This is a genomic window from Stenotrophomonas sp. VV52 (assembly GCF_002893095.1).
Classification (GTDB): domain Bacteria; phylum Pseudomonadota; class Gammaproteobacteria; order Xanthomonadales; family Xanthomonadaceae; genus Stenotrophomonas; species Stenotrophomonas aracearum.
In genome coordinates this window covers 481,363-503,509 of sequence record NZ_PKQQ01000001.1, presented here as the reverse complement: position 1 = coordinate 503,509, position 22,147 = coordinate 481,363, and the positions used below count along the sequence as shown (strand labels likewise).

19 protein-coding genes are annotated in these 22,147 nt (G+C 68.1%); 10 read left to right on the top strand and 9 right to left on the bottom strand.

All coding sequences use genetic code 11. The annotated features are described in order from the left end of the window. Positions 1 to 110 precede the first annotated feature (110 nt). The 3 genes from C2U58_RS04700 (at position 111) to C2U58_RS04690 (ending at position 3,420) form a co-directional block, all read left to right on the top strand. Complete coding sequence (locus C2U58_RS04700; RefSeq protein ID WP_102944756.1) at positions 111 to 2,228, top strand: TonB-dependent receptor; 2,118 nt, start codon at positions 111 to 113, stop codon at positions 2,226 to 2,228. Between the two features lie 140 nt (positions 2,229 to 2,368). After that, the gene (locus C2U58_RS04695; protein ID WP_172448071.1) at positions 2,369 to 2,785 is read left to right on the top strand and encodes a hypothetical protein; all 417 of its coding nucleotides are present in this window, start codon (positions 2,369 to 2,371) and stop codon (positions 2,783 to 2,785) included. Between the two features lie 98 nt (positions 2,786 to 2,883). Next, positions 2,884 to 3,420: a hypothetical protein gene (locus tag C2U58_RS04690; RefSeq protein ID WP_102944754.1), complete on the top strand. Its 537-nt coding sequence runs from the start codon at positions 2,884 to 2,886 to the stop codon at positions 3,418 to 3,420. On the opposite strand, the gene C2U58_RS04685 is transcribed toward C2U58_RS04690, so the two are convergent. Further along, positions 3,396 to 4,145 (bottom strand): cyclic nucleotide-binding domain-containing protein, encoded by a 750-nt coding sequence (locus C2U58_RS04685; RefSeq protein ID WP_102944753.1) that lies wholly within the window; start codon positions 4,143 to 4,145, stop codon positions 3,396 to 3,398. The genes C2U58_RS04690 and C2U58_RS04685 overlap by 25 nt on opposite strands. A 409-nt stretch (positions 4,146 to 4,554) precedes the next feature. Here C2U58_RS04685 and C2U58_RS04680 point away from each other — a divergent pair, with 409 nt between their 5' ends. After that, entirely contained in the window at positions 4,555 to 4,836 is a 282-nt protein-coding gene (locus C2U58_RS04680; RefSeq protein WP_070206370.1) for a hypothetical protein, read from the top strand. 188 nt (positions 4,837 to 5,024) lie between these two features. On the opposite strand, the gene C2U58_RS04675 is transcribed toward C2U58_RS04680, so the two are convergent. The 6 genes from C2U58_RS04675 to C2U58_RS04650 all read right to left on the bottom strand — a co-directional run bounded on the left by C2U58_RS04675 (position 5,025) and on the right by C2U58_RS04650 (position 11,387). Further along, positions 5,025 to 5,642, bottom strand: coding sequence for an SCO family protein (locus tag C2U58_RS04675; protein ID WP_253256641.1), 618 nt, complete (start codon positions 5,640 to 5,642; stop codon positions 5,025 to 5,027). A 1-nt stretch (position 5,643) separates the two neighbouring features. Further along, on the bottom strand, positions 5,644 to 6,783 hold the full coding sequence (locus tag C2U58_RS04670) for a hypothetical protein (protein ID WP_102944752.1): 1,140 nt from the start codon (positions 6,781 to 6,783) through the stop codon (positions 5,644 to 5,646). Then, complete coding sequence (locus C2U58_RS04665) at positions 6,783 to 8,372, bottom strand: multicopper oxidase domain-containing protein (protein WP_102944751.1); 1,590 nt, start codon at positions 8,370 to 8,372, stop codon at positions 6,783 to 6,785. The genes C2U58_RS04670 and C2U58_RS04665 overlap by 1 nt, the downstream gene beginning before the upstream one ends. Positions 8,373 to 8,413: 41 nt before the next feature. Further along, complete coding sequence (locus C2U58_RS04660; RefSeq protein ID WP_172448070.1) at positions 8,414 to 8,737, bottom strand: hypothetical protein; 324 nt, start codon at positions 8,735 to 8,737, stop codon at positions 8,414 to 8,416. A 150-nt stretch (positions 8,738 to 8,887) separates the two neighbouring features. Beyond that, complete coding sequence (locus C2U58_RS04655; RefSeq protein WP_216362383.1) at positions 8,888 to 9,646, bottom strand: SDR family NAD(P)-dependent oxidoreductase; 759 nt, start codon at positions 9,644 to 9,646, stop codon at positions 8,888 to 8,890. Between the two features lies 1 nt (position 9,647). Further along, complete coding sequence (locus C2U58_RS04650; protein WP_102944749.1) at positions 9,648 to 11,387, bottom strand: SMP-30/gluconolactonase/LRE family protein; 1,740 nt, start codon at positions 11,385 to 11,387, stop codon at positions 9,648 to 9,650. 212 nt (positions 11,388 to 11,599) lie between these two features. Between C2U58_RS04650 and C2U58_RS04645 the strand changes: the two genes are divergently transcribed. The 6 genes from C2U58_RS04645 to C2U58_RS04620 all read left to right on the top strand — a co-directional run bounded on the left by C2U58_RS04645 (position 11,600) and on the right by C2U58_RS04620 (position 19,282). Continuing rightward, entirely contained in the window at positions 11,600 to 13,918 is a 2,319-nt protein-coding gene (locus C2U58_RS04645; RefSeq protein ID WP_172448069.1) for a TonB-dependent receptor, read from the top strand. Positions 13,919 to 13,920: 2 nt separating this feature from the next. After that, positions 13,921 to 15,639 carry a Na+:solute symporter gene (locus C2U58_RS04640; protein WP_102944747.1) on the top strand — a complete coding sequence of 573 codons (1,719 nt, stop codon included), beginning with the start codon at positions 13,921 to 13,923 and terminating at the stop codon, positions 15,637 to 15,639. A 151-nt stretch (positions 15,640 to 15,790) separates the two neighbouring features. Continuing rightward, entirely contained in the window at positions 15,791 to 16,393 is a 603-nt protein-coding gene (locus C2U58_RS04635) for a hypothetical protein (RefSeq protein ID WP_146033404.1), read from the top strand. A gap of 99 nt (positions 16,394 to 16,492) precedes the next feature. Beyond that, on the top strand, positions 16,493 to 17,176 hold the full coding sequence (locus tag C2U58_RS04630; RefSeq protein WP_102945014.1) for a MarC family protein: 684 nt from the start codon (positions 16,493 to 16,495) through the stop codon (positions 17,174 to 17,176). A gap of 80 nt (positions 17,177 to 17,256) precedes the next feature. Next, positions 17,257 to 18,387, top strand: a complete 1,131-nt coding sequence (locus C2U58_RS04625) for an FAD-dependent monooxygenase (protein ID WP_102944745.1) — start codon at positions 17,257 to 17,259, stop codon at positions 18,385 to 18,387. A 58-nt stretch (positions 18,388 to 18,445) separates the two neighbouring features. Beyond that, a complete protein-coding gene (locus C2U58_RS04620; protein WP_102944744.1) occupies positions 18,446 to 19,282 on the top strand; it encodes an alpha/beta fold hydrolase in 837 nt (278 codons plus the stop codon). On the opposite strand, the gene C2U58_RS04615 is transcribed toward C2U58_RS04620, so the two are convergent. Continuing rightward, positions 19,260 to 19,622 (bottom strand): hypothetical protein, encoded by a 363-nt coding sequence (locus tag C2U58_RS04615; RefSeq protein WP_102944743.1) that lies wholly within the window; start codon positions 19,620 to 19,622, stop codon positions 19,260 to 19,262. The genes C2U58_RS04620 and C2U58_RS04615 overlap by 23 nt on opposite strands. After that, complete coding sequence (locus C2U58_RS04610) at positions 19,619 to 21,991, bottom strand: GH92 family glycosyl hydrolase (protein ID WP_216362382.1); 2,373 nt, start codon at positions 21,989 to 21,991, stop codon at positions 19,619 to 19,621. Before C2U58_RS04610 ends, C2U58_RS04615 begins: the two co-directional genes overlap by 4 nt. Positions 21,992 to 22,147: the final 156 nt, after the last annotated feature.

Below are 22,147 nucleotides of genomic sequence, written 5' to 3'. Positions count from 1 at the left end.
ACGGCTCCGCCGGGTGACGGCGGGCGCGCAACCTGTTAACTTTCGCGCCCTCAACGCGGTTTACAGGTCGTCGCGCCTGCCGCTGCCCGCTCCGTATTGGTTCCAGACGCATGCCTGTTCTTCGTTCGTTGTACCGCCCCACTCTGTCTCCCCTGCCCCTGGCCCTGTGCCTCGCCCTGACGGCGACCGCGCAGGCCGCCCCGGCCGATGCACCCACCACGCTCGACGCGGTCAGGGTCACTGCCGCCAGCGACGCGGACCAGGCCCGTGCCGCGCTCAAGCGCGTGCCTGGCGCCGGCAATGTGATCGACCTGGCCCAGGCCGACGGCCGCCTGGCCGGTACCGCCGATGTGCTGGCCTACCAGCCCGGCATCAGTGCGCAGTCGCCCGGGAATGAAGGCACCAAGGTGTCGATCCGTGGCTCCGGCATCAACCGGGGGCCGGGCGCGCACGCCTCCGGCATTTCGGTGCAGCTGGATGGCCTGCCATTGACCGGGCCGGGCGGTACGCCGTACGAGCTGCTGGAGCCGCTGTGGCTGAGCCGCGTGGACGTGCTGCGCGGCGCCAATGGCTTCGAACGCGGCGCGCTGGCGCTGGGCGGTGCGATCAACTACGTCAGCCGCAGCGGTCGCGATGCGGCCGGGCTGGAGCTGCAATACGAGGCCGGCAGCCGCGGCTTCCAGAAGCGCAGCGTGGGCTACGGCGGGATCGCCGGCAGCGTCGACTACTACCTGGCCTATACCGATACCGAGTACGACGGCTACCAGCAGCACGCCGCCGGCGACGGCAAGGGGACGATGGCGAACGTGGGCTGGCAGATCAACCCGCAGCTGGAAACGCGCTTCTTCCTGCGCTACCGCGAGACCAATCACGAGACGCCCGGGCGCCTGACCCGCGAGCAGATCCGCAATGATCCGCGCGCCGCCAACCCGGCCAACCTGGCCATCGATGCGCGCCGCCCGCAGCCGGGCAGCACCTGGCTGGGCAACATGACCACGCTGCAGATCGATGACGATTCCTCGCTGCAGGCCGGGCTGGTGTACCACCACTACCCGATGGACCTCAACGAGAGCCTGTACCGGCAGCAGCTGGACTACACCAACCTCAACGCCACGCTCGACTACCGGCGCGCGCATGCGCTGCTGGGCCGCGACAGCGTGACCACGGTGGGGCTGCGGGTGACCCACGACCTGGATGCGGACGTTCGCGAAACCCTGCGCTTCCCCAGCAACGGCTATCCGGCCGGCACCCACACGCGCGACTTCTCGCATCACGGCACCAACAGTTCGCTGCATGTGAGCAACGAACTGGCAGTGAACGAACGCCTGCGCGTGCAGACCGGGCTGGCGCTGATCAACACGCGCAAGGACGTGCAGGTCACCTGGCCGGCCACGCCGGAGCGGCTGAAAGGCAGCGACTGGGATTACGCACCGCGGCTGGGCTTCACCTGGCAGCAGACCGCTGCCACGCAGTGGTTCGGCAACCTGAGCCGCTCGGTGGAACCGGCGCACCCGTGGTCGATGATCTGGGGCAGCAATCGCTACTTCGCGCCGGGCAATGGGGCCTCCAGCGGTCGCCAGCGCGCGCCGGTGGACCTGCAGAACCAGACCGCGACCACGCTGGAACTGGGTGCGCGTGGCGAGAGCATGCTCGGCCGCTGGGAACTGACCGGCTATTACGCGCAGGTGCGGCATGAGCTGCTCAGCGTGGAGGTGGCGCCGGTACCGAACCTGTTCGTGGCCGAGAACAATGCCAGCCCGACCGTGCACCGCGGCATTGAAGCGGGACTGGACAGCACGTTGTGGGAAGGCGGCGATGGACGCCTGTCGTTGCGCCAGGCGTACACCTTCAGCGACTTCCGTTACCGCCACGATGCGCGCTTTGGCGACAACCGGCTGCCGGGCCTGCCGCGGCACTATTACCAGGGCGAGCTGCGCTTCGATCATCCGGCCGGGTTTTATGCGGCGCTCAATACCGAGTATGCGTCGTCGATGTTTGTCGACTATGCCAACAGCTTCCGTGCGGACAGCCATCTGATCTTTGGTACGCGGGTGGGGTTCGATGCGCCGGGCGGGCGTTGGCAGGCGTGGGTGGAGATGCGCAACATCGGCGACAAGCATCACGCGGCTACGGTGACGCCGGGGTACAACGATGCTGGGAAGGATGTGGCGCGGTCTACGCCGGGGGATGGGCGTGGGGTTTATGGGGGGGTTCGCTGGCGGTTCTGACACGCATGGCGTGTCACTACGCGGTGAGCCCGGCGCACGTTTGCGAGAGCCCGGCGGACGTGTGCCAGTAGAAATACGGGTGTGGGGCGCGGTGGGCTGGTGGAGACTGGGGCTTCCCTGGCCGCCTTGCGGAGTTGCCCGTGAACCAGCTCGTTTCTACCCTCGCCTGCTCTCTTGTGCTCTGCCTGGGCGTTGCTGCCAGCGCCCAGGCACAGAAGGTCGGCGATGCCGCCGCGCAGCGTTTTGCCTCGCTCGACAAGAACGGCGATGGCCGGGTCAGCGATGACGAGTACGACGGGGCGGCGCTGTTCCGGCTGCTGGATGGCGACCGCAACTACAAGGTCACCGTGGAGGATATCCAGGAGGTGGTGGGCCCGGACCGCGATGGCCAGCTCACTGCGGCCGACCGGATCCGGGTGGCCGATCTGAACGGCGATGGCGAGCTGACCGAAGAAGAGGTGTCGCGCGTAGCCGACATGCGGTTTCAGTCGCTGGATGTGGACCACGACAACAACCTGACCTTCGCTGAATTCCAGTCCGGGTTCTGGCGGCCCTGAGCCGCTGTCCCGGCCGCAAGGTGGAGTGGGCTTGACCTGGATCAACCCCGACGCCGGCGTACTGTCTAGGCTGGAATTCCCCTCCCCGGAATTCCTCCATGAACATCCTGCTGGGCCTGATGCCCTTCCTGGTTTTTGCCATTGCCGCGCGCCTGTTCGGCACCTCGGGCGCGCTGTGCGCGGCCGCCCTGACCGCGCTGATCCTGTGCGCGCGCGATTGGACCGGCCCGCGCCGACATTGCGGGCTGCTTGAGCTGGTGTCACTGATCGTGTTCGGTGGGCTGGCGGTGTATGCCGGCCTGACCCGACCGGCGTGGCCGGTGATGGGCGTGCGCCTGGCGGTAGACGCGGTCCTGCTGCTGGTGATGCTGGCATCGCTGCTGATCGGGCGCCCCTTCACATTGGGCTATGCCCGGCCGGAAGGCGATCCGGCTGCGTGGCTGACACCGCGCTTCATCCGCGGGCACTACGTGGTATCCGGTGTGTGGACCGCAGCGGTGGCGGCGATCGTAGCGGCCGACGCGCTGGTGCTGGTGTGGCCCAACGCGCTGATGGTCGGCGTGGCGGTAATCGTCACCGCCCTGCTCGCCGCCAGCCGTTTCACCCGCCGTTACGCGGCTTCCCTGCGGACCTGATCCAGGTCCGCCTCGGCGGCTGCCATCGCCTGCAGGCGCTCGCGGCCGCGCACTTCCACTTCACGCCCGTCCAGCGCCACCAGGCCCTCGGCCTGGAAGCGGCGCAACAGCCGGCTGAGCGTTTCCGGTGCCAGCCGCAGGTAACTGGCGATATCCATCCGCGACATGGTCAGCTGCCAACGGCTGGCCGAATAGCCGCGCGCGGCCATGCGGTCGGCCATGCCGATCAGGAACGCCGCCAGGCGCTCGTCGGCGCTGTTGTTGCACGACAGCTGCGTGGCACGGGCGATGTCGCGGCTGAGCAGCCGGAACAGCTTGGCCTGCAGTTGCGGCATGCGTGCCGACAGGGAGGCCGCCACGCGGAACGGCAGGCGGCAGGTGGTCACCGTGTCCAGCGCGATGGCATTGCAGGGATGGCGCTCTTCATCGATCGCGCTGAGCCCGAGGATGTCGCCCGGCATGTGGAAGCCCAGGGTCTGCTCGCGGCCTTCGCGGTCGATTGAATAGGTCTTCACCGTACCCAGGCGGATCACCGAAATGTACTGGAACGGGTCGCCCTGGCGGAACAGGAAACTGCCGGTGTGGACCGGTGCGGTGTGCTCGATGAGGCCGTCGAGTTCGTGCAGGTTGCCTGCCTCCAGGGAACCGGGAAAACAGTCCGATACCAACGGGCAGGACTGACATTCGCGGCAGCGCGCCGACGGCGCACCAAAGCTAGTACCCATGACTTGTAACTCCAGCACTACAGCGTCGCCCGGTAACCGGGCACTGGCAGGACTGGATATGCCTGCCGCCTTCCCCCTGTCTGATGCGCAGAACAAAAAGCGATAAGGCGGGCCGTTCGTAAAGGCGTGGTGCCGGTCGGCCGGACCGGCAGCGGGTGCCGGTGGGTGCGGCACCGAAGGGGACGGTGGCGCGCGTAATCCAACATGTGGACTACGGTTCCATAATATTTATTGGAACAGCGTTCCGCAATATGAGAACCCTCAGTATTTCTACTGGTTGTTCGTATTCAGGAGGCGATTTCGTTCCGCTTGAAACAGGTCAAGAAGCGGTGTCGGGCAGTCCCTAATGTGTGCTCACCGGCCGCACTGACGCGGATCACGGACCCTCAAAACCTTTCGGAGTAATCGCATGAACCGCATGACCCGCCTCGCCCCCTTCGCCCTGTTCGGCGCCCTTGTACTGGCCGGTGCTGCCCAGGCTGAGCCGGTGGTCAACATCGGCGAACGCCACGGCGACCTGCGCACCGCGCAGGAACACATCGTGCAGGCCTACCAGTTGGTGGGCGCCGCCCAGCAGAACAATGTGGAAGGCCTCGGCGGCCACGCCGAACGCGCGCGCCAGTTGCTGATCCAGGCCGACGCGGAGCTGCGCCAGGCGGCGACCTCGGCGAACAACAACGGCCGCCCCTGATAGGCGGCCGGTGCGAAATGGCAATACATCAACGCGGCCCAAGGGCCGCGTTTTTGTTTGCCCAATGCAATGCGTTACCGGGCGTGGAATTGTTCCGTGCGGTCGTTTGGGAACCGACCCTACCAGCGCACATCACGCGTAGTGACACGCCATGCGTGTCAAAGCCATGCCAGCAAACCCTGCGCCCCTCAGCGACGCGGCACCGCCGCCACCCGCGCACGCGGCGACGTACGCGCCAGCTCGCCCACAATCTGCGTAGCCACCTGCGCTTCATCCGCCGTGCGCCCGAAATGATCCACATACCGACCGTTGCGGTCGAGCAGGAACACGAACGTGGAGTGATCCATCATGTACTGGCCAGGTTTCCCGTAAGGGACCTTCTTGTAATACACGTGGTAACGGTCGGTGATCGCGTTGATCTGCGCTGGCGTGCCGGTCAGTCCCACCATGTCGGGCCCGAACAGCGACACATAGCTCTTCATCTTGGCCGGCGTATCGCGTTCCGGATCGATGCTGACGAACACCGGCGTCAACGACGGCCCGCCCGCCTTCTGCACGCGCCGTGCTATGCGCTGCACGCGGGCCAGGTCGGTCGGGCAGACGTCCGGGCAGCTGGTGAAGCCGAAGTACAGCAGCACCGGCTTGCCGTGGAAGCTGCGGTCGGTCACCGCCTGGCCGTTCTGGTCGGTGAGCTTGAACGGCCCGCCGATCAGGGTCTGGTTCTGCGCTGCCAGCGGCTGCATCGACAGCAGCAGCAACGACAACGACACCGCCGGTACGAACGCCGGCCACAGGCTCCGCAGCATGTCAGTGCGCTCCTTCATAGGTCAGCGCGAAACCGAGCAGGTTGGAATCCTGCCCGGCCTGCGCCTGGCTGCCCACCGAGAACGCCATGGTCAGCTGCCCGGTGACCCGGTAGCCCATGCTCAACTCGTTGAGGTAATCGTGCCGCCCTGCCCCGGGCGCCCACGGACGCCGTTTGTCGGTGCGGGTGGCGCCGAACACCCAGCGCCCGTAGTCCACTGTCACCGAGGTGGTGAGGTAGCGGGTATCGTTGCCGGCCACTGCATCTTCATTCTGCACGTCGGCGTATTCCACCAGCGGCACCACGTCGAAGTAGCGGCCGCGCAGGGTGCTGTCCAGGTCCGCGCTCGATGCCGGCGCCCAGATGTAGCGCGCCGAAATCACGCTGATGATCTCGTCATCGGCCGGGCCGGTATCGGGCTGGGCCACGCCGGCGCGGTTGCGCATGTAGCCCGCTTCCAGTTCCAGGAACGGCAGTGCCGGAATCGAATTCCAGTTCACGGTGAGCGCGTACGAGTCCAGCTTGCCGGTGTTGGCCGGCCCGCCGTCCGAGCGCTGCGCGCGCCCGCCACTACGCAGGAACGGCCGACTCAGTTCCGTGGTGTCGGCGGTGTAGAGGTTCACGCCGCCCTGCACCATGCCGGCCTTCTGCCCGAACCAGCGATACGCATAGGTGGCGCCGAGCATGCCGCCCAGGTCGTAGGTCGACACGAAGTCGTTGGTGTACAGCCCCGGTGCGGCATCCATGGCGCGCCCGAACGGCACCTGCAGCTTTCCCACCTGCAGCTGCGTGTGCTGGGTGAGCTTGTAGTAGTTCAGTTCGTTGATCACCAGCCCGATGTCGCCGAAGGTCCGCTTCTCGCCGGTGGCCGGCGGGTTGATCGGATTGAGTTCGGTCGACAGCCGGACCTGGTCGTTCGGACTGAAGCGTACGTAGAAGCTGCTCTGGATGTCCGGGTAGAAGTCGGTGGTGTTGCGCGGCGCAGGCGAGTCTTCAGCGTGGCTGTAGTCGTACTGCAGCACCGCGCTGTAGTCCATGCCTACGTTAGGGTAGTAGCCCTTGTCGGCTCGCGCTTCCGTGGAGGCCAGGCCCAGCCCGGCGGTCACGCCCAGCACCAGGGCGGTTCGGCGCACGGTGTTCATCAGCGCACCTCCGCGGGCAGCTGCACATTGGTGGGCAGCACGAACTCACGGCCGGTGTTCTGCAGGTAGCTGCAGGTCTGGTTATCGCCATAGATGCCGCCGAGTGGCGCCAGCTTCACCGCCTGCTCGTAGTCTTCCGGCCGGACCACCTGCACCACCTGCATCATGCCGCCGTCTTCGTGTTCGAGGATGTGGCAGTGGTAGACGAACTTGCCCAGCATCACCGGGTCCTTGAAGGGAATGCGCAGGGTGATCGAGCCGCGTGTGGGAATGAACACGGTGTCGCGGTAGCCGCTGAACGGCACCGGCTTGTCGTTGATCGCCACCACTTGGAAGTCGGTCTGGTGGATATGGAACTGGTGCAGCTCCTGCGACGGGTTGTACAGGCGCCACTCTTCCACGTCGCCCAGTTTGACGGTGGTGTTGACCCGGCGCGGGTCGAAGCGCTCGCCGTTGATCATGAAGGCGTCGCCGTCGGTGGGCGAATCCTGGAAGGCGAACTGGCGGACGTTGGCGACCGCGACGTTGCGCAGGTCCTGCGCCGCCGGGTACGCGCTGGTGATCGAGCGGGTCGGCACCGGTGCACCGGCCGAACGCAGCGTGGCGATGCGCGCACCCTTGTACTGGTCGCCGGCGGCGCCGGTGTTGCCGGCGGCCAGCTCGACCGGGTGGTCACCGGCGGGCGGACCCACCACCAGCACGCTGAAGCGCGCCGACGGCCCGATCAGCAGTTCGTCGGTCATCACCTTCCTGGTCACGGTGTTGCCGTCGCGCGAGAGGATCTGCACGTCCTGGCCGTTGATGCGCACGCGGAAATACTGGTTGGCGGAAATGTTGAGCAGGTGCCAGAGCTGGGTTTCGCCAGGCTGGATGTCGATTACCGGGTCGGCCTGGCCGTTCACGGTGCGGATCGACGGTGCGCTGGTCACGATCGCGCTGGCCAGCTTGCCGGTGCTGGTCTTCTGGAAGTTGCGCAGGACCAGCACGCGCTCCTTGATGCCCTTCAGTTCGGGGAACGGGTCGAGGATGCCGTCGACCAGGATCGGTCCTGCAATGCCGGATTCCACCTGGCGCTGGGCGCCGCCGTGGAAGTGGCTGTGGTACCAGTACGCACCGGGGCTGTGGTCCGGCGGCAGCTTGAACCGGTACAGGCCCTGCTGGTGCGGGCCGACTTCGCGGAAGATGCTGTCGCCCGAATCCAGCGGCGTCACCGTCATGCCGTGGAAATGCAGGTTGGCCTTCTCGTCCATCTGGTTGTCCAGCGTGACCGCGATGGTGCCGCCCGGCTTCGTCCGGATCAGCGGCGAATCGTAGTTGCCGTTGAACACCAGCGCGCGATACGGCTCGCCGCCCACCGACACCTGCGACATCGCTGCGCGCAGCGTGCCCTGGCTGACCCCGTCGGCGCCGTAGCGGATCTCGACCGGCGGCTGCAGCGGTGCCCCCGGGGTGCTGCGCTCGGCCGGCGCCTGCGCGACGGTGGCGCCGGTGAACAGCAGCGCGCCCACCAGGGCCACGGCGTAAAGGTCATGCAGGCGTCGCAGGCGGCGCGCGCGTGAGGGGGTGGGTTCAGTGGCTGGGGCGTCCATGGCGATACCTGTAGGAGAAACGGAAAGGGGTGGCTGCGGCGTCAGGTGCCGGCAACCGCCCAGGTGATGAAGGCGGTGGCGATGGTGCTCACCACCAGCCCGAGCAGGAACAGCCAGTCGGCGGCCCATTCAAGGGTGCGGTTGCGCTTGCGGCGGCGGGTGCGCAGCGCCCAGTAGGCGCTCAGGCACGAGGCCAGGTAGATCAGGGAGTTGATGCACAGCAGGTCGTCGCCGAAGGTGTCGACCTTGCGAAGCACGATGATCACGTGCAGCACGCCGACCACGGTCATGCACACCCCGATCATCGCGGCCGAGGTGGTGAAGATGTGCACGCACATGTCCTCGTCGAGGCTGGGTGTGTGCATCGGGGGCGCAGGTTTGCGTGGGACGGGAGGCATGCCGTTCTCGCTGACGGGACGGGGGGCACGCGCACGGTAGCGGCGGCCGGATGCCGGCCACATGACCCAGATCAAGTCAACGCAACTTTGGCCGGTCAGCGGCCGGTCAACGGCCGGTCAGGCCACGCCACCGTCCACGGTGAAGGTCTGCCCGGTGCACATCGCGCTTTCGTCGGCGCACAGCCACAGCGCCATCTCGGCGATGTCGGCCGGCCGCAGGTGGGTCTTCAGGCACTGCCGCTCGAGGTAGCGCGCGGACTTGCCCGGGTCGGCGGCGGCCTTGGCCAGCTGCCGCTCGGTCAGCACCCAGCCGGGCGCGATCGCATTCACGCGGATGCCGTCGCTTCCCAGTTCACGGGCAAGGCTGCGGGTCAGCCCTTCCACGGCCGACTTCAGCGTGCAGTACACCGGCACGCCGGGCACGCCGATGCGCCATGCCACCGAGCCAAGATTGACGATGGCGCCCTGCCCGGCCGCGCGCATCGGCACGGACAGCGCCTGGGCGAGGAAGAACTGGTGGCGCAGGTTGACCGCGACGCGGTCGTCCCAGTCGGCCGGGCTGACCTCGCCCAGCGGTTGGGCCTGGTCGTTGCCGGCGTTGTTGATCAGCGCATGCGGGGTGCGCCCGGCCAGCAGGCCCTGCACCGCCGACAGCGAGGCCTCGATGTCACGCAGGTCGCAGACCGCATGCGCTGGTGCCGCGATGCCGCGCGCCTCCAGCGCTGCCACGGTGCGCTGGGCCGCGCCGGCGTCGATGTCCACAAAGCACACCTGGCTGCCCTGCAGCGCGAAGGCTTCCACGATGGCCGCGCCGATGCCCGACGCGCCCCCGCTGACCACCACCACCTTGCCCGCAAGCGAGGGGTACCGGGCCATGTCAGCCGCCGTAACCGCGCACCGGCGCGCCGGCGACATCCACGTCCAGCGCCAGCAGGCTGCCCGACAGCGGCGCGGCGGCCAGCTGGGTGGCCGACAGGCGGATCCGCGCGGTGGTGATGTACAGCGTCTTCAGCTGCGGCCCGCCGAAGGCCAGGTTGGTGGGGCGTGGAACCGGCAGGTCGATGCTACGCACGACGGTGCCGTCCGGCGCCAGCCGCTTGATCGCCCAGCCGTCCCACATGGCGCACCACACATGGCCCTGCGCGTCGACCGCCAGGCCGTCAGGCATGCCCTCGGAGTCGGTGAAGGTGGCGAACACGCGCTTGTTCGACACCCGGCCGGTGTCCAGCGCGTAGTCGTACACGTAGACGGTGCGGCGACCGGAGTCGGCCAGGTAGAAACGGGTGTTGTCCGGGCTCCAGCCGAGTCCGTTGGAGATGTGGAAGCCGCTTTCGATTTCGTCGAGTACGCCGTCGGTGTCGAGCCGGTACAGCGCGCCGCGTTCGGGCGTGGCATCGATGGCCAGGGTGCCGGCCCACAGGCGGCCCAACGCATCGCATTTGCCGTCGTTGAATCGCCGCCCGCTCATGTGCAGCGGTGCGGCGATGGGATGCATGTCGCCGCTGGGCAGGTCGAGCGCGCGGAATCCACTCTGGGTGGCGGCGATGAAACCGCCCGAGGTGCGCGGCACCACCACGCCGACCAGTTCGCCCAGCGGCGTGGTCCGCGTATCGCCGGTGACCAGGTTGGAGATGTTGACCGACGGCGCCAGGATGTCCACCCACAGCAGCGAGCGTCCGTCACCCAGCCAGTGCGGGCTTTCGGCCAGGAACGCGCTGTGCGGAATCACGCAGCGCACGTCGTGGTCCACGGCATGGCTCGGCGTGACCGAGGTGCTGATCGACATGAAGGTTTCCCCCACGTTGCCGGCAATGCGTCGCGCCGCTTCGATGACGTCGCGGCCCAATGCATGCAGGCGTTCGAGCGGCAGCCGGAACGACGGGCCGCTGATGCTGACCGCGCCGATGGCTTCGCCGCGGTGGTCCAGGATCGGCGCCGCCACGCCGCTGACACCGAGTGCGGATTCCTCGACCGACACGGCGTAACCGCGGGCCTTGATCAGGTCCATCTCGCGCTGCAGCTCGGCCAGGTCGAGGATCGAATGCGGGGTGAGCGCGGTCAGCGGCCCACTGCTGAGGTACCGCTGCAGTTCTTCGGGCGGACGATGCGACATCATCGCCTTGCCGATGGAGGTGACCACCGCCGGCATGCGGCTGCCCACGCCGTTGGCCAGGCGCATCGCCTGCACGTGGTCGCGCTGGTCGATGATCAGGATGTCGCGCCCTTCCAGGATGCCCAGCCGGGTGGTTTCCTGGGCGAGTTCGCGCAGCCGCAGCAGCTCGGGCTCGGCCGCGCTGCGCAGGTCGAAATCGCTCCACACCCGGTGCGCCATTTCGAACAGGCGCGTGCCCAGGCGGTAGGTCTGGCTGGCCTCGTCCACGCGCACCAGCCGGTATTCGATCAGGGTCTGCAATATCCGGTGCAGCGTGCTCTTGGGCAGCCCGGAGTACCGGCCCAGTTCGCTGAAGGGCAGCGGGTGCGGGGCGTCTGCGATCAGGGTGAGCAGACTCAGCCCCTTGGACAGGGCCTGCGCACCGGGGATGGCAAAACGCGGGTCGCCATCGTCCACGACCTCGGCGAGGTCGTCGCGGGATGCGGAGTGCCTGGTTCGCGCCATGATCGCTGTCCGGGGCTGGGGCCGACGTTGCCGATCCTAATTTTTAGAACGGCGTTCCGCAAGTTGGCGCGCACCGCTGCAAACCGTTGCGGCACCGTAGATGAGGCTGAACAGGCAGTAGTTTTACTGGTCACTTTTCAGCTGAACACGCCTGTGCAGCGACGCAGGTCACGTTACAGAATGAATCCGAACCATCGTTCATGGAGTGGCGCATGCCATGGCGGTCGCTGGAGATGGCCCTCTTCACGGTGCTGGCGCAGCCGGCAGCGGCGGTATTCGCGCGGGAAGACCCCACCACCCGCGCCACGCCCTCGGTGACGGCCCTGGACCGGATCACGGTGACCGCCCAGCACCGCGAGGAGAACGTGCAGCGCATCGCGCTGGCGGTGTCGGTGGTGGACGGGCAGACCCTGCAGCGTCGCCAGGCGATCGATATCAGCCGCCTGCAGGCGCTGGTGCCGAGCGTGACGTTCTCGGCGGGCAACGAGCTGCGCAACAACGCCATCCGCATCCGCGGCGTGGGCACCGACGTGTTCTCCACCGGAGTGGAGCCGAGCATTGCCACCGTGGTGGACGGCGTTGTGCTGCAGCGCCCCGGTGCGGCCTTCAGCGACCTGCTGGATGTCGAACGGGTGGAGGTGCTGCGAGGTCCGCAGGGCACCTTGTTCGGCAAGAACGCGTCGGCGGGTGTGATCCAGGTGATCACCCGCGCGCCGGATTTCGAACGCCGCAGCGGCGCCCTGTCTGCCCTGCTCGCCCAGGACAACGAGCAACGCCTGGAGGCGGCCGTGTCCGGACCGCTCGGCGACCAGCTGGCGTACCGGCTGGCGGCGTTCGAACGCAGCCGCGATGGCGATGTCGAGAACCTGCGCGATGGGCGCACGTTCAACGACCAGCGCGCGTATGGCGTGCGTGGCAAGCTGCAGTGGCGGTCGGCCGACCGGCGCTCGGACGTGACCCTGAGCGCGGACGTGAGCCGGTTGGACGCCGATTGCTGCGCGCTGCCGCTGACCCAGGCCACGACAGATCCGCGCGCATTGCCGACCGGCACTGCCGTCGGGCGCGACAACGAGCAGGTCAACAATGACGTGGTGCCGTTCGTGCGCCAGAAGAATGCCGGCGCGGCACTGACCGCGCGGATCGCGCTGGGCCGGTACACCTTGACCAGCATCACCGGCTGGCGCCGCTTCGACAACGACAGCGACGTGGACCTGGACGACACCCCGGCGCAGCTGGTCACGCGCAACTTCAACATCGAATCCAGCCGCACCTTCACCCAGGAACTGCGGCTGGCCTCGCCCACCGACACCGCGTTCGACTATCTGCTGGGCGCGTACTACTTCGACGGTGCGGTCCACAATTCGCTGGACCGGCGCGGGCTCAACATCGGCGCGACCACCGACATCGCGGCCGATGGCCGCGTGGTGCCGCGCGTGCCCGGCGACCAGGCAGTGCTGGCCGGGCATTCGGACGTGGACAGCCGCAATGCCGCGCTGTTCGGCCAAGCCAACTGGCGACCGCGCGAACGCCTGACCCTGACCGCCGGCCTGCGCCTGCTCACCGAGCGACAGCAGCTGCGCTTCGTGCGGCCGCAGGACGCGCGCTTCAACGGTGCCGACCAACCCGCCACGCTGCCGGCGTTCGGGCCGGTCAGCGGCCGCTACCGCGACAGCGCCAGCATCGGCCGGCTCAGCGCCAGCTATGCGTTCACCCCGGTCGTCACCGGGTACCTGGGCTGGGGCACCGGCTACAAAGGCGAAGGCCTGGCCGCCACGCTGGGGCTGACCGCGGCCCAGTTCGCGCAGCTGCCCGCGCCTGCCGAGACCTCCGAATTGTTCGAGGCCGGACTGAAAAGCACCTTGTTCGACAACGCACTGATGCTGAACCTCACCGGCTTTCGCACCCGCATCAACGACTACCAGGCGCAGACCTACAGCGCCGCGCAAGGACTGTTCCTGCTGACAAGCGCCGGCGGCGTGGCCATCGACGGGGTGGAGCTGGAATTCATCGCGCGCCCGCATGCGTACTTCAGCCTCAGTGGCGGGGTGACCTGGCTGGATGCGCGCTTCGACGGCGTGCCGAATGGCCCCTGCTACACCGGCCAGACCGCCGCGCAGGGCTGCCTGCCGACCGGCAACGGCGGTGCGTTCGTCCAGAACCTGGACGGCAAGCCGTTCATGAACGCGCCGCGCTGGCGCAGTGTGCTGGGCGCGCGCTACGACGCGCCGCTGACCGCGACGATGGATGTGTATGTCCAGGCCGACTACCGCTGGGAGGACGCGGTGGTGTTCGACATCAGCCAGAACCCACGGATGACCCAGCGCGCGTACGGCATCGCCGACCTGTCGGCGGGCCTGATTTTTGCTGATGGCAAGGTCGAACTGGGTGTGTACGTGCACAACCTGGCCGACACCCGCTATGCCGCCAACATCATGCCGGTGAGCACCGCCGGTGGCGCCAACGCATATGCGCAGCAACTGCCGGGAGATTTCCGCCGGCGTGCCGGCCTCAGCCTGCGCATGAACTTCTGACGATGGCACCGATCGATTTCGTGGTGCTGGCTGCCTACCTGATCGGCACGCTGCTGATCGGCCTGCGCTACGCCGGGCGCAACCGGCGCTCGCGCGACATGTTCGCTGCCGACGGCCGTTCGCCGTGGTGGGTGTCCGGGCTGAGCGGGTTCATGACCCTCAAGTCGGCCGGCACCTTCGTGGTCTGGGGCGGGTTGGCCTATCGCGAAGGCGTGGTCGCCATTGCGATCAACACCTGCATCGGCATTGCCGGGCTGCTGGTGGGAAGCCTCGTCGCCGGGCGCTGGCGGCGAACGGGCGTGACCACCCCAGCCGAATTCGTGCAGCTGCGGTTCGGACCGCAGGCGGTGCAGCTGTACACCTGGGCGATGATGGGCATGCGCATCGTATCCACCGGGGTGGCGCTGTATGCGTTGTCGGTGATGCTGGTGGCGCTGGTGCCGCTGGAACCGGGCCACCTGCTGCGCGACGACGCCACCGGGCATCTTTCACTGGCGGTGGCGATCGGCGTGTTCGGCGCGGTAGTGGTGGCCTACACGGTCACCGGCGGGCTGTGGGCGGTGCTGATGACCGACGTGCTGCAGTTCATCGTGCTGCAACTGGCGGTGCTGTTCGTGATTCCGCTGCTGTGGTGGCAGCTGCACAGCGGCGCGCCGCTGGCACCGGTACCGGAGACCTTCTTCCAGCCGTTCTCCAGCCAGTACACGCTGTGGTTCATGGCCGGCTGGGTGGCGGTGCATTTCTTCCTGGTCGGCGCGGAGTGGGCGTTCGCACAGCGCTACATCTGCGTGCCGACCGAGCGCGACGCGCGCTGGAGCGCGTGGTTGTTCGGCGCGCTGTACCTGATCAGCCCCACCCTGTGGCTGACCCCGCCCATCCTGTACCGCCTTCTGCAACCGGCTGCGGATCCCGAACAGGCCTACATCCTGGCCAGCCAGCTGGTGCTGCCGGCGGGCATGCTGGGCCTGATGATGGCGGCGATGTTCTCGGCCACGGCGAGTGCGATCAGCGGACAGATCAATGTGTTCGCCGGCGTGCTCACCGAACAGTTCTACCGGCGCCTGCGCCCGGATGCGAGCGAGCGCCGCCTGGTGGCTGCCGGGCGCCTGTTCGCCCTGCTGATCGGCGCGGCGTTGATCGCGGTGGCCTGGTGCGTGCCGCGCATGGGCGGTGCAGAGACCATCGTACTGACCCTGACCGGCATGCTGCTCGGGCCGTTGATGGCGCCGACGATCTGGGGCCTGCTCAGTGGCCGGATCGGAACGCGCACGGTGTTCGCTACCGCCGGGATCAGCTTCACCATCGGCGTACTGGTGCGGCTGGGCATGGACCTGGGGTGGTTCGCCGACAGCGCGCCCGCGCGCTGGATACACGCCAACCCACGACTCACCGACGTGCTGGTTGGCGCGGTGTTGCCGGTGTTGATCCTCTCGATATCGCACGTCGTCGCGAAAGGTCCTGCACCGCAATGGCAGCGCGTGCGCGCGCGCATCGACGCCTACGCGCCGACGCTGATGACGACCGTCGACGCGAACGATCACGCACCGGCGCGCACCGTTGCGATCTCCCTCACCGTGACCGGCGTGCTGACGCTGGCACTGATCGCGTTCAACGACAGTGGGCGCACCGCGCTGCTGGTGTTCGGGGCGATCCTGCTCCTGATCGCCGCCGTTGCCTGGCGGCGGGTGGTGCGCCAGCTGCGTGCGCAGCACCCTGGCTGAACCTTCACCGCCGTGCTCGCCGCGCTTGACCTGGGTCAAGTGGCGGCCCCGCGTGGGCTCGTAACGTCCTCCCCCAGCGATGGCAGCGGCGGACGCACCCTCTCCCCCGTCCCTGCTGCCCTCGCCCCCAACCCCTTTTTCGGAGACAGCAATGAAGCGTTTTTCCCTCGGAGTGGCGATGCTGCTCCTTCTGCCCTGGTGCGCACTGAGCGCCCAGGCCGCCCCCGCAAGCGCGAAGGCGGCGGCGCCTGCCGGCAACGTGGAGCCGATGCCAGCCGCCAACTGGCTGTTCGTGCAGACCGGCAATGGTTTCCAGTCCGACGGCAAGACCCTGACCCTGAAGGGTGTGGGCGAGCAGACCCTGATGTTCACCGACCGCCCCGAGCGCATGACCGGTGACGTGTCCACCGCGAAGTTCGTGAGCTACTGGGGCAGCGGCAAGGACGATTTCCAGAAGGACCCGCCCAACGCCACGGTCTCCACCGTGGTCAACGGCAAGACCGACTTGGCCGTGGTCGAGCTGACCAATCCGCGCCTGAGCGGCAACAACCTGACCTATGACATCCGCGTGCTGGGCGGCACCCTGCCCGACGCCGGCCAGCATGCCAGTGTGTTCATCGACTGGTGGTACGGCCCGGCGATGTATGGCCCGCGCCCGTGGGGCTGGGGCGGCGGTCCGCATCCGTATCCGGGTGGTCGTTGCTGGCGCGGCCCGTATGGCCACCTGCACTGCCAGCCCTGGTGGGGCTACTGAGAACCTGTTCGCGTCTTGAATCCAAAGCCGCACGCTTCGCGTGCGGCTTTTTTCTGGCAAGGTGGGCAGGCGAACCCGGCCTTCCCTATGGAAAGCATCATGTGGAATGAATTCAGCCATGCGTTCCTGGTGATCTTCACCAGCCTGCTGCCGGTGATCAACCCACCCGGCGCGGCGCTGATGGTGCTGGGCCTGCTGCCCGATGCCACGCAGAATCAACGTGCCCAGGTGGCGCGCGCGGTCGCGTTCAACAGCCTGGTGATGTTGGCGGTGTCGATCAGCATCGGGGCCTGGGTGCTGTCCTTCTTCGGGATCTCGATCCCGGTGCTGCGCCTGGCCGGCGGCCTGGTGATTGCAGCCACGGGATGGCGGCTGCTCAATGCGCCCGCGCAACCGGAGCGGGTCTCGCTGACCGGCGCAGCCCAGGCCGAGGCACGCCAGGACCTGGATCTGGACGCCACGGTCGAATCGCAGACCTTCTATCCGTTCACCCTGCCGCTCACGGTAGGTCCCGGCGCGATTGCGGTGGCAACCGCCGTGGGCACCACCTCGCCCGAACAGGGCCCGGAAGTGGTGCATGTGGTGGCGGCCGCCAGCGCGCTGGTGGCGCTGTGCGCGCTTATCTACCTGTGCATGCGCTACGCCGGCCGGCTGCAGGCCCTGCTCGGCCGCACCGGCATGCAGGTGATGCTGCGCCTGCTGGCCTTCGTGATCCTATGCATCGGCGTGCAGATCGGCTGGCTGGGCGTTTCTGAACTGCTCGGGCTGCCGGCGCCGCATTGATCGCCCCGGCTTGACCCAGGTCAAGAAGCAGCGCGCGCATCGCCCCAGGATAGGCGCACTCCCTTCCTGGATCGTTTGCCATGCCCCCGCTTCCTACCGTTCTCGTTTCCGGCGCCGGTGTCGCCGGCCTTGCCACCGCCTGGTGGCTGCGCCACTACGGCTTCCCTGTCACCGTGGTGGAAAAGGCACCACTGCTGCGCGATGGCGGCCAAGCGGTGGATATCCGCGGCGTGGCGCTGGAGGTGGTCAAGGCCATGGGCCTGCACGACACGTTGCAGGCGCAGCGTACCCGCCTGCGCGGCCTGAGCATGCTGGACCGCCAGGGCGAACCGGTCAGCGTGGATGACAGCCGCACCTTCAGCGGTGGCAAGCTCGACAGCGCCGATATCGAACTCTTCCGCGACATCCTGTGCCGGGTGCTGGCCGACGCCGTCGGTGCCAGCGCAGACATCTGCTTCGACGAGCACATCACCGCGCTGACGCCCGGCGCGAATGGCGTGACCGTGAGTTTCGCGCGCCAGCTCTCGCGCACCTACGACGTGGTGATCGGCGCGGACGGCGTTTACTCGCCGGTGCGCCGTCATGCCGTACAGCCGGGCGACGACTGCCTGCGGCCACTCGGCGGCGCGCTGGCGTTCTACAGCGCGCCCAACCTGCTGGCGCTGGACGGCCGCGAAGGCATGTACCGCGACGCCGAACTGGGCGTGGTGGTCTATCCCGATGCCAGCGGCCGCGAGCTGCGGGTGGGCGCCGGGTTCGGTGCCGAGGTGGACAGCGCGCTGCGCCACGACGTGGCCGCCCAGAAGGCGCTCACCCGCGCACAACTGCGCGGGCTGGGTGGGCACTGGCAACCGCTGGTGGACGCGGTGGACAGCACCGACGCCTTCTACTTCGGCGAACTGGTGCAGGTGAAACTGCCGCGCTGGTCGAACGGGCGGGTCGCGCTGGTCGGTGACGCGGCGCATTGCGCGTCGCCGTTCTCCGGCCAGGGCACCAGCCTGGCGCTGGTCGGCGCGTTCGTGCTGGCCCGCGAACTGGCCAACACACCGACCACGCCGGAAGCCGCGTTCGCCCGCTACGAAGCGCGCATGCGCGGCTTCGTCGACCTCAACCAGGCGCTGGTAGACATGACCCGCCAGGGCCCGGTACCGGACGCGCAGATGGCGGCCGCTGCCAACGGCATCGAGCTGCCCGACCTGCGCGCCGCATGAGCGTCCGCCTGCGCCAACCGCTATCCTCCCGCCCCTGCCTGCCCTGCTGGTGTTTCCCATGCCCCTGATGACGACGTCACGCGGTCCTGCCCATTGGACCGAAACCGCTTCCCCCGCCGATGCACCGCCGGTGGTGCTGATCCATGGACTGGGCGGCGACGCCACGTTCTGGGTGGCCGAGCAACACGCGCTCGCCGACCGCTTCCGGGTGCTCGCGGTGGACCTGCGCGGCTCCGGAAAAACGCCCGGTGGCAACCTGCCCTTCTCGATTGAAGACCTCGCACAGGATGTCCTGGCGATCATGGACGTCGCCGGCATCGATGCCGCCCACGTGGTGGGCTTCTCGATGGGCGGAACGGTGGCGCAGGCGCTGGCACTGGCCGCGCCGCAGCGGGTGCGCAGCCTGGTGCTGGCCGCCACCTTCGCGCACACCGGCACCCAGGCCGAGCTGTTCCTGAAGGCGATCGGCGCGGTCTACGCCAATGGCGCCACGCCGAAGCAGATCTTCGAGCTGGTGCTGCCGTGGTTGTTCTCGGACCGTTTCCTGTCCAGCCCGGCGGCCGCCCCGTACCTGGATTACCCGGAAAGCGCCGACGACGAGCAGGACCGCGACGACTGGCTGCGCCTGCTGCAGGCGATGCTGGCCTTCGACGGTCGCCCTGCGCTGTCGCGGCTGCGCATGCCGACCCTGGTGATTGGCGGCGATGAAGACCGGCTGGCCCCGCAGGAAGGCGTGCATGCGCTGGTCGCGGGCCTGCCGCACGCCACGCTGTGCATGCTGCCCGGTGGGCACCTGATGAACGTGGAGTCACCGCAGCGGTTCGTGGACGCGCTGGCCACGCACTTCGTGGCCCACGCGTCCACGGCGGAGTTCAGACCAGCGATGCCAGCTTGAAGTAAGGCAGGTACATCGCAAACAGCGCGCTGACCGCACCGAGCACGGCCGCGCCGAGGCCGAACACGCCGGCGGCGATGCGCACAACCGGCGTGGTGCGCAGGAACAGCGCGGCGCCGACCAGCACCGGTGCCAGCCAGGCCGCTCCCCAGGCCTGGCTGAAAACACGGGTGATCCACGGCAACGGCTGCCCGGCAGCGCCGAACAGCTCGGTGTAGTACGGCATCGCCAGCAGGCCGAACGCGGTCACGATCACGGCCATGGCCGCGCTCGCGAACAGGCCGAGCCATGGCAGCACGGCGGCACTACGCAGCAGCAGTGGATGTACGGCGCTGATCATTCCGGTCCGTAAGAAGGCGGCAGCGTGGCCGTGCCCCACTGCGTGTTGCGCGTGGTGCCCAGCTCGAAGTCCAGCGTACCGCCTTTCTGCACGAAGCTGGCCGGCAGCCAGCTGGCGTCGCTCGGCTTGCCGTTCACGCGCAGCGCCTGCACGTACGGCGCATCCATGGCTGCGCCGCTTGCGGTCACGGTCAAGGTGGCGCCCGGACGCTGGATCACCGCCTTGCGGAACAGCGGGCTGCCGATCACCAGGTCGGCGCGACCCGGATACAGCGGGTACAGGCCGAGCGCGGACCACACGTACCACGACGACATCTGGCCGAGGTCGTCATTGCCCGGCATGCCTTCCGGTGCGTTGGTCCAGATCTGGCGCATCGCCTGGCGCACGGTTTCCTGGGTCTTCCACGGCTGCCCGACGAAGTTGTACAGCCACGGCGCGGCAACCGACGGTTCGTTGTCCAGCTCGGCATGCAACGGGCCGGACTTGGTCACCGCCCAATCGCCATTTTCCTTGCGGAAGAACGCATCCAGGCGCTGGATCGCCGCGTCGCGGCCGCCCAGCGTGGCGATCAGCCCGGCCGGGTCGAACGGCACCATCCACAGGTACTGCGCGCCGCTGCCTTCCACGAACTCCTCGTCCGAGGCGGGATCGAATGCCGGCCAGCTGCCGTCGGCGTTGCGCGGCTGGATGTATCCGGCCTGCGCGGTCGCCTTCGGGTTGTACAGGTTGCGCCACCAGCCGGAGCGTTCGCGGAACAGCGCGGCGCCCTGCTTGTCGCCGGCGGCGCTGGCCAGCTCGGCCAGGCCGAAATCGGCAGCGGCCATTTCAAGCGTGTCCGACGCGGTGCCCCAGCCCGGCGCACCCACTGGCATGTACTTCAGCGCCATCCACTGGTCCAGGCCCGGGCGCTGGCCCACGCACAGCACCGGGCAGCCGCGGCGACTGAGGTCGCGTTCGGTCGGCACGGTGGCCGCCTGCTTCAGCGAAGCGTAGGCGCGCTTCAGGTCGAAGCTGCGTCCACCAAAGGCATGGATCGCGGCCACCGATGGCGGCGAGGGATCGCCGTTCATGACGCCAGTAGCGCCGGTCAGGTGGGTCCAGCGGTCCCACACGCCGCCGTTCTGGTCGGCCTGGTTGAGCAGCGACTGCGCGATGTCCGAACCCACCTGCGGTTGCAGCAGGGTCACCAGCTGCAGCTGCGAGCGGTACACGTCCCAGCCGGAATAGTTGGCGTACTGGGCGCGCTGGCCCTTGGACAACGCGTGGACCTTGCCGTCCATGCCGCGGTAACGGCCGTCGCCGTCACTGAACAGGTTCGGCGCGAGCAGCGCGTGGTACAGCGCGGTGTAGAACACGGTGCGCTCGTCGGGCGTGCCGCCTTCCACGCGGACCTGCCCCAGCGTCTTGTTCCATTCGGCGCGGGTGGCGGCCTGGGTCGCGGCCACGGTGGTGCCGGCCGGGCTTTCGCGACGCAGGTTGGCGCGCGCGCCGGCTTCGTCGACATACGAGATGCCGATGCGTGCGGTCACGGTCGGGCTGCGCTTGGGGTCGAACTGGATCCAGCCGCCAGCGCCCTTGCCGACCGGCGGGTGGCCCTGCGTGCCGTAGCTGGTACCACCGCCGCCTTCGCGCGCGCCGGGCTGCACGGTGTCGTCGCGCCAGGTGCCACCCACTTCGAACGGCTGATCGAATTCGGCGACGAAATGCAGGGTGTAATAGCTCTCGCGACGGTCTTCGGCGAGGTAACCGCAGAAGTTGCCGGCGGTCACCGAGCCGCGCACGGTGCGGGTGGCCGGGTCGATCACGATGCTGGAATCGGTGCTGCCCACTTCGCTGTCGGAGGTGCGGAACAGCAGGTTGGCGGGCTTGTCGGCGGGGAACTGGAACTGGCCGACGGCGGTGCGCGCGGTGGCGCCCAGGTTCACCACCACGCCGTTGTCGAGGGTGAGCGTATAGGCGCCGGGGCTGGCGCTTTCGCGCTTGTGGTCGAGCACGCTGGCATAGCGCAGGGCGGCGTCGGCCGAGGACGGCGACAGCTCCACCTTGCTGGTGACCGGCATGATCGGGATGTCGCCACTGGCGCCGGTGCAGCCGGTGCCGGACACATGGGTCAGGCTGAAGCCGCGCACGCCATTGCCGCGCCACTCGTAGCCGCCGGGCGCCGCGAACGCGAAGCGCTTGCCGGGCAGCGGGGTCATTTCAGGGCTGAAGGCCACCATGCCGAACGGCACCGACGGACCCGGATACACGTTGCCGGCGTTGGTGGTGCCGATGAAGGGATTGACCTCGGCGGCGAGGTCGGCGGCCTGCAGGGCGCAGGGCGCGGCGGTCAGGACAAGCGAAGCAGCAGCCAGCATCGTACGGTGCACTACGGACTCCCAGGTTGCGCCACGGCCCGCGTGGCTGCTTCGATTGTATCGATCCAAATTCGACCCGGAATAGGACAAAAGACATGTGCAATTGAGGCAATCCGGCCTCCACGGGAACCAAAAATCCGCCGGAAACCCTTGGGCCACTTCGCTTTC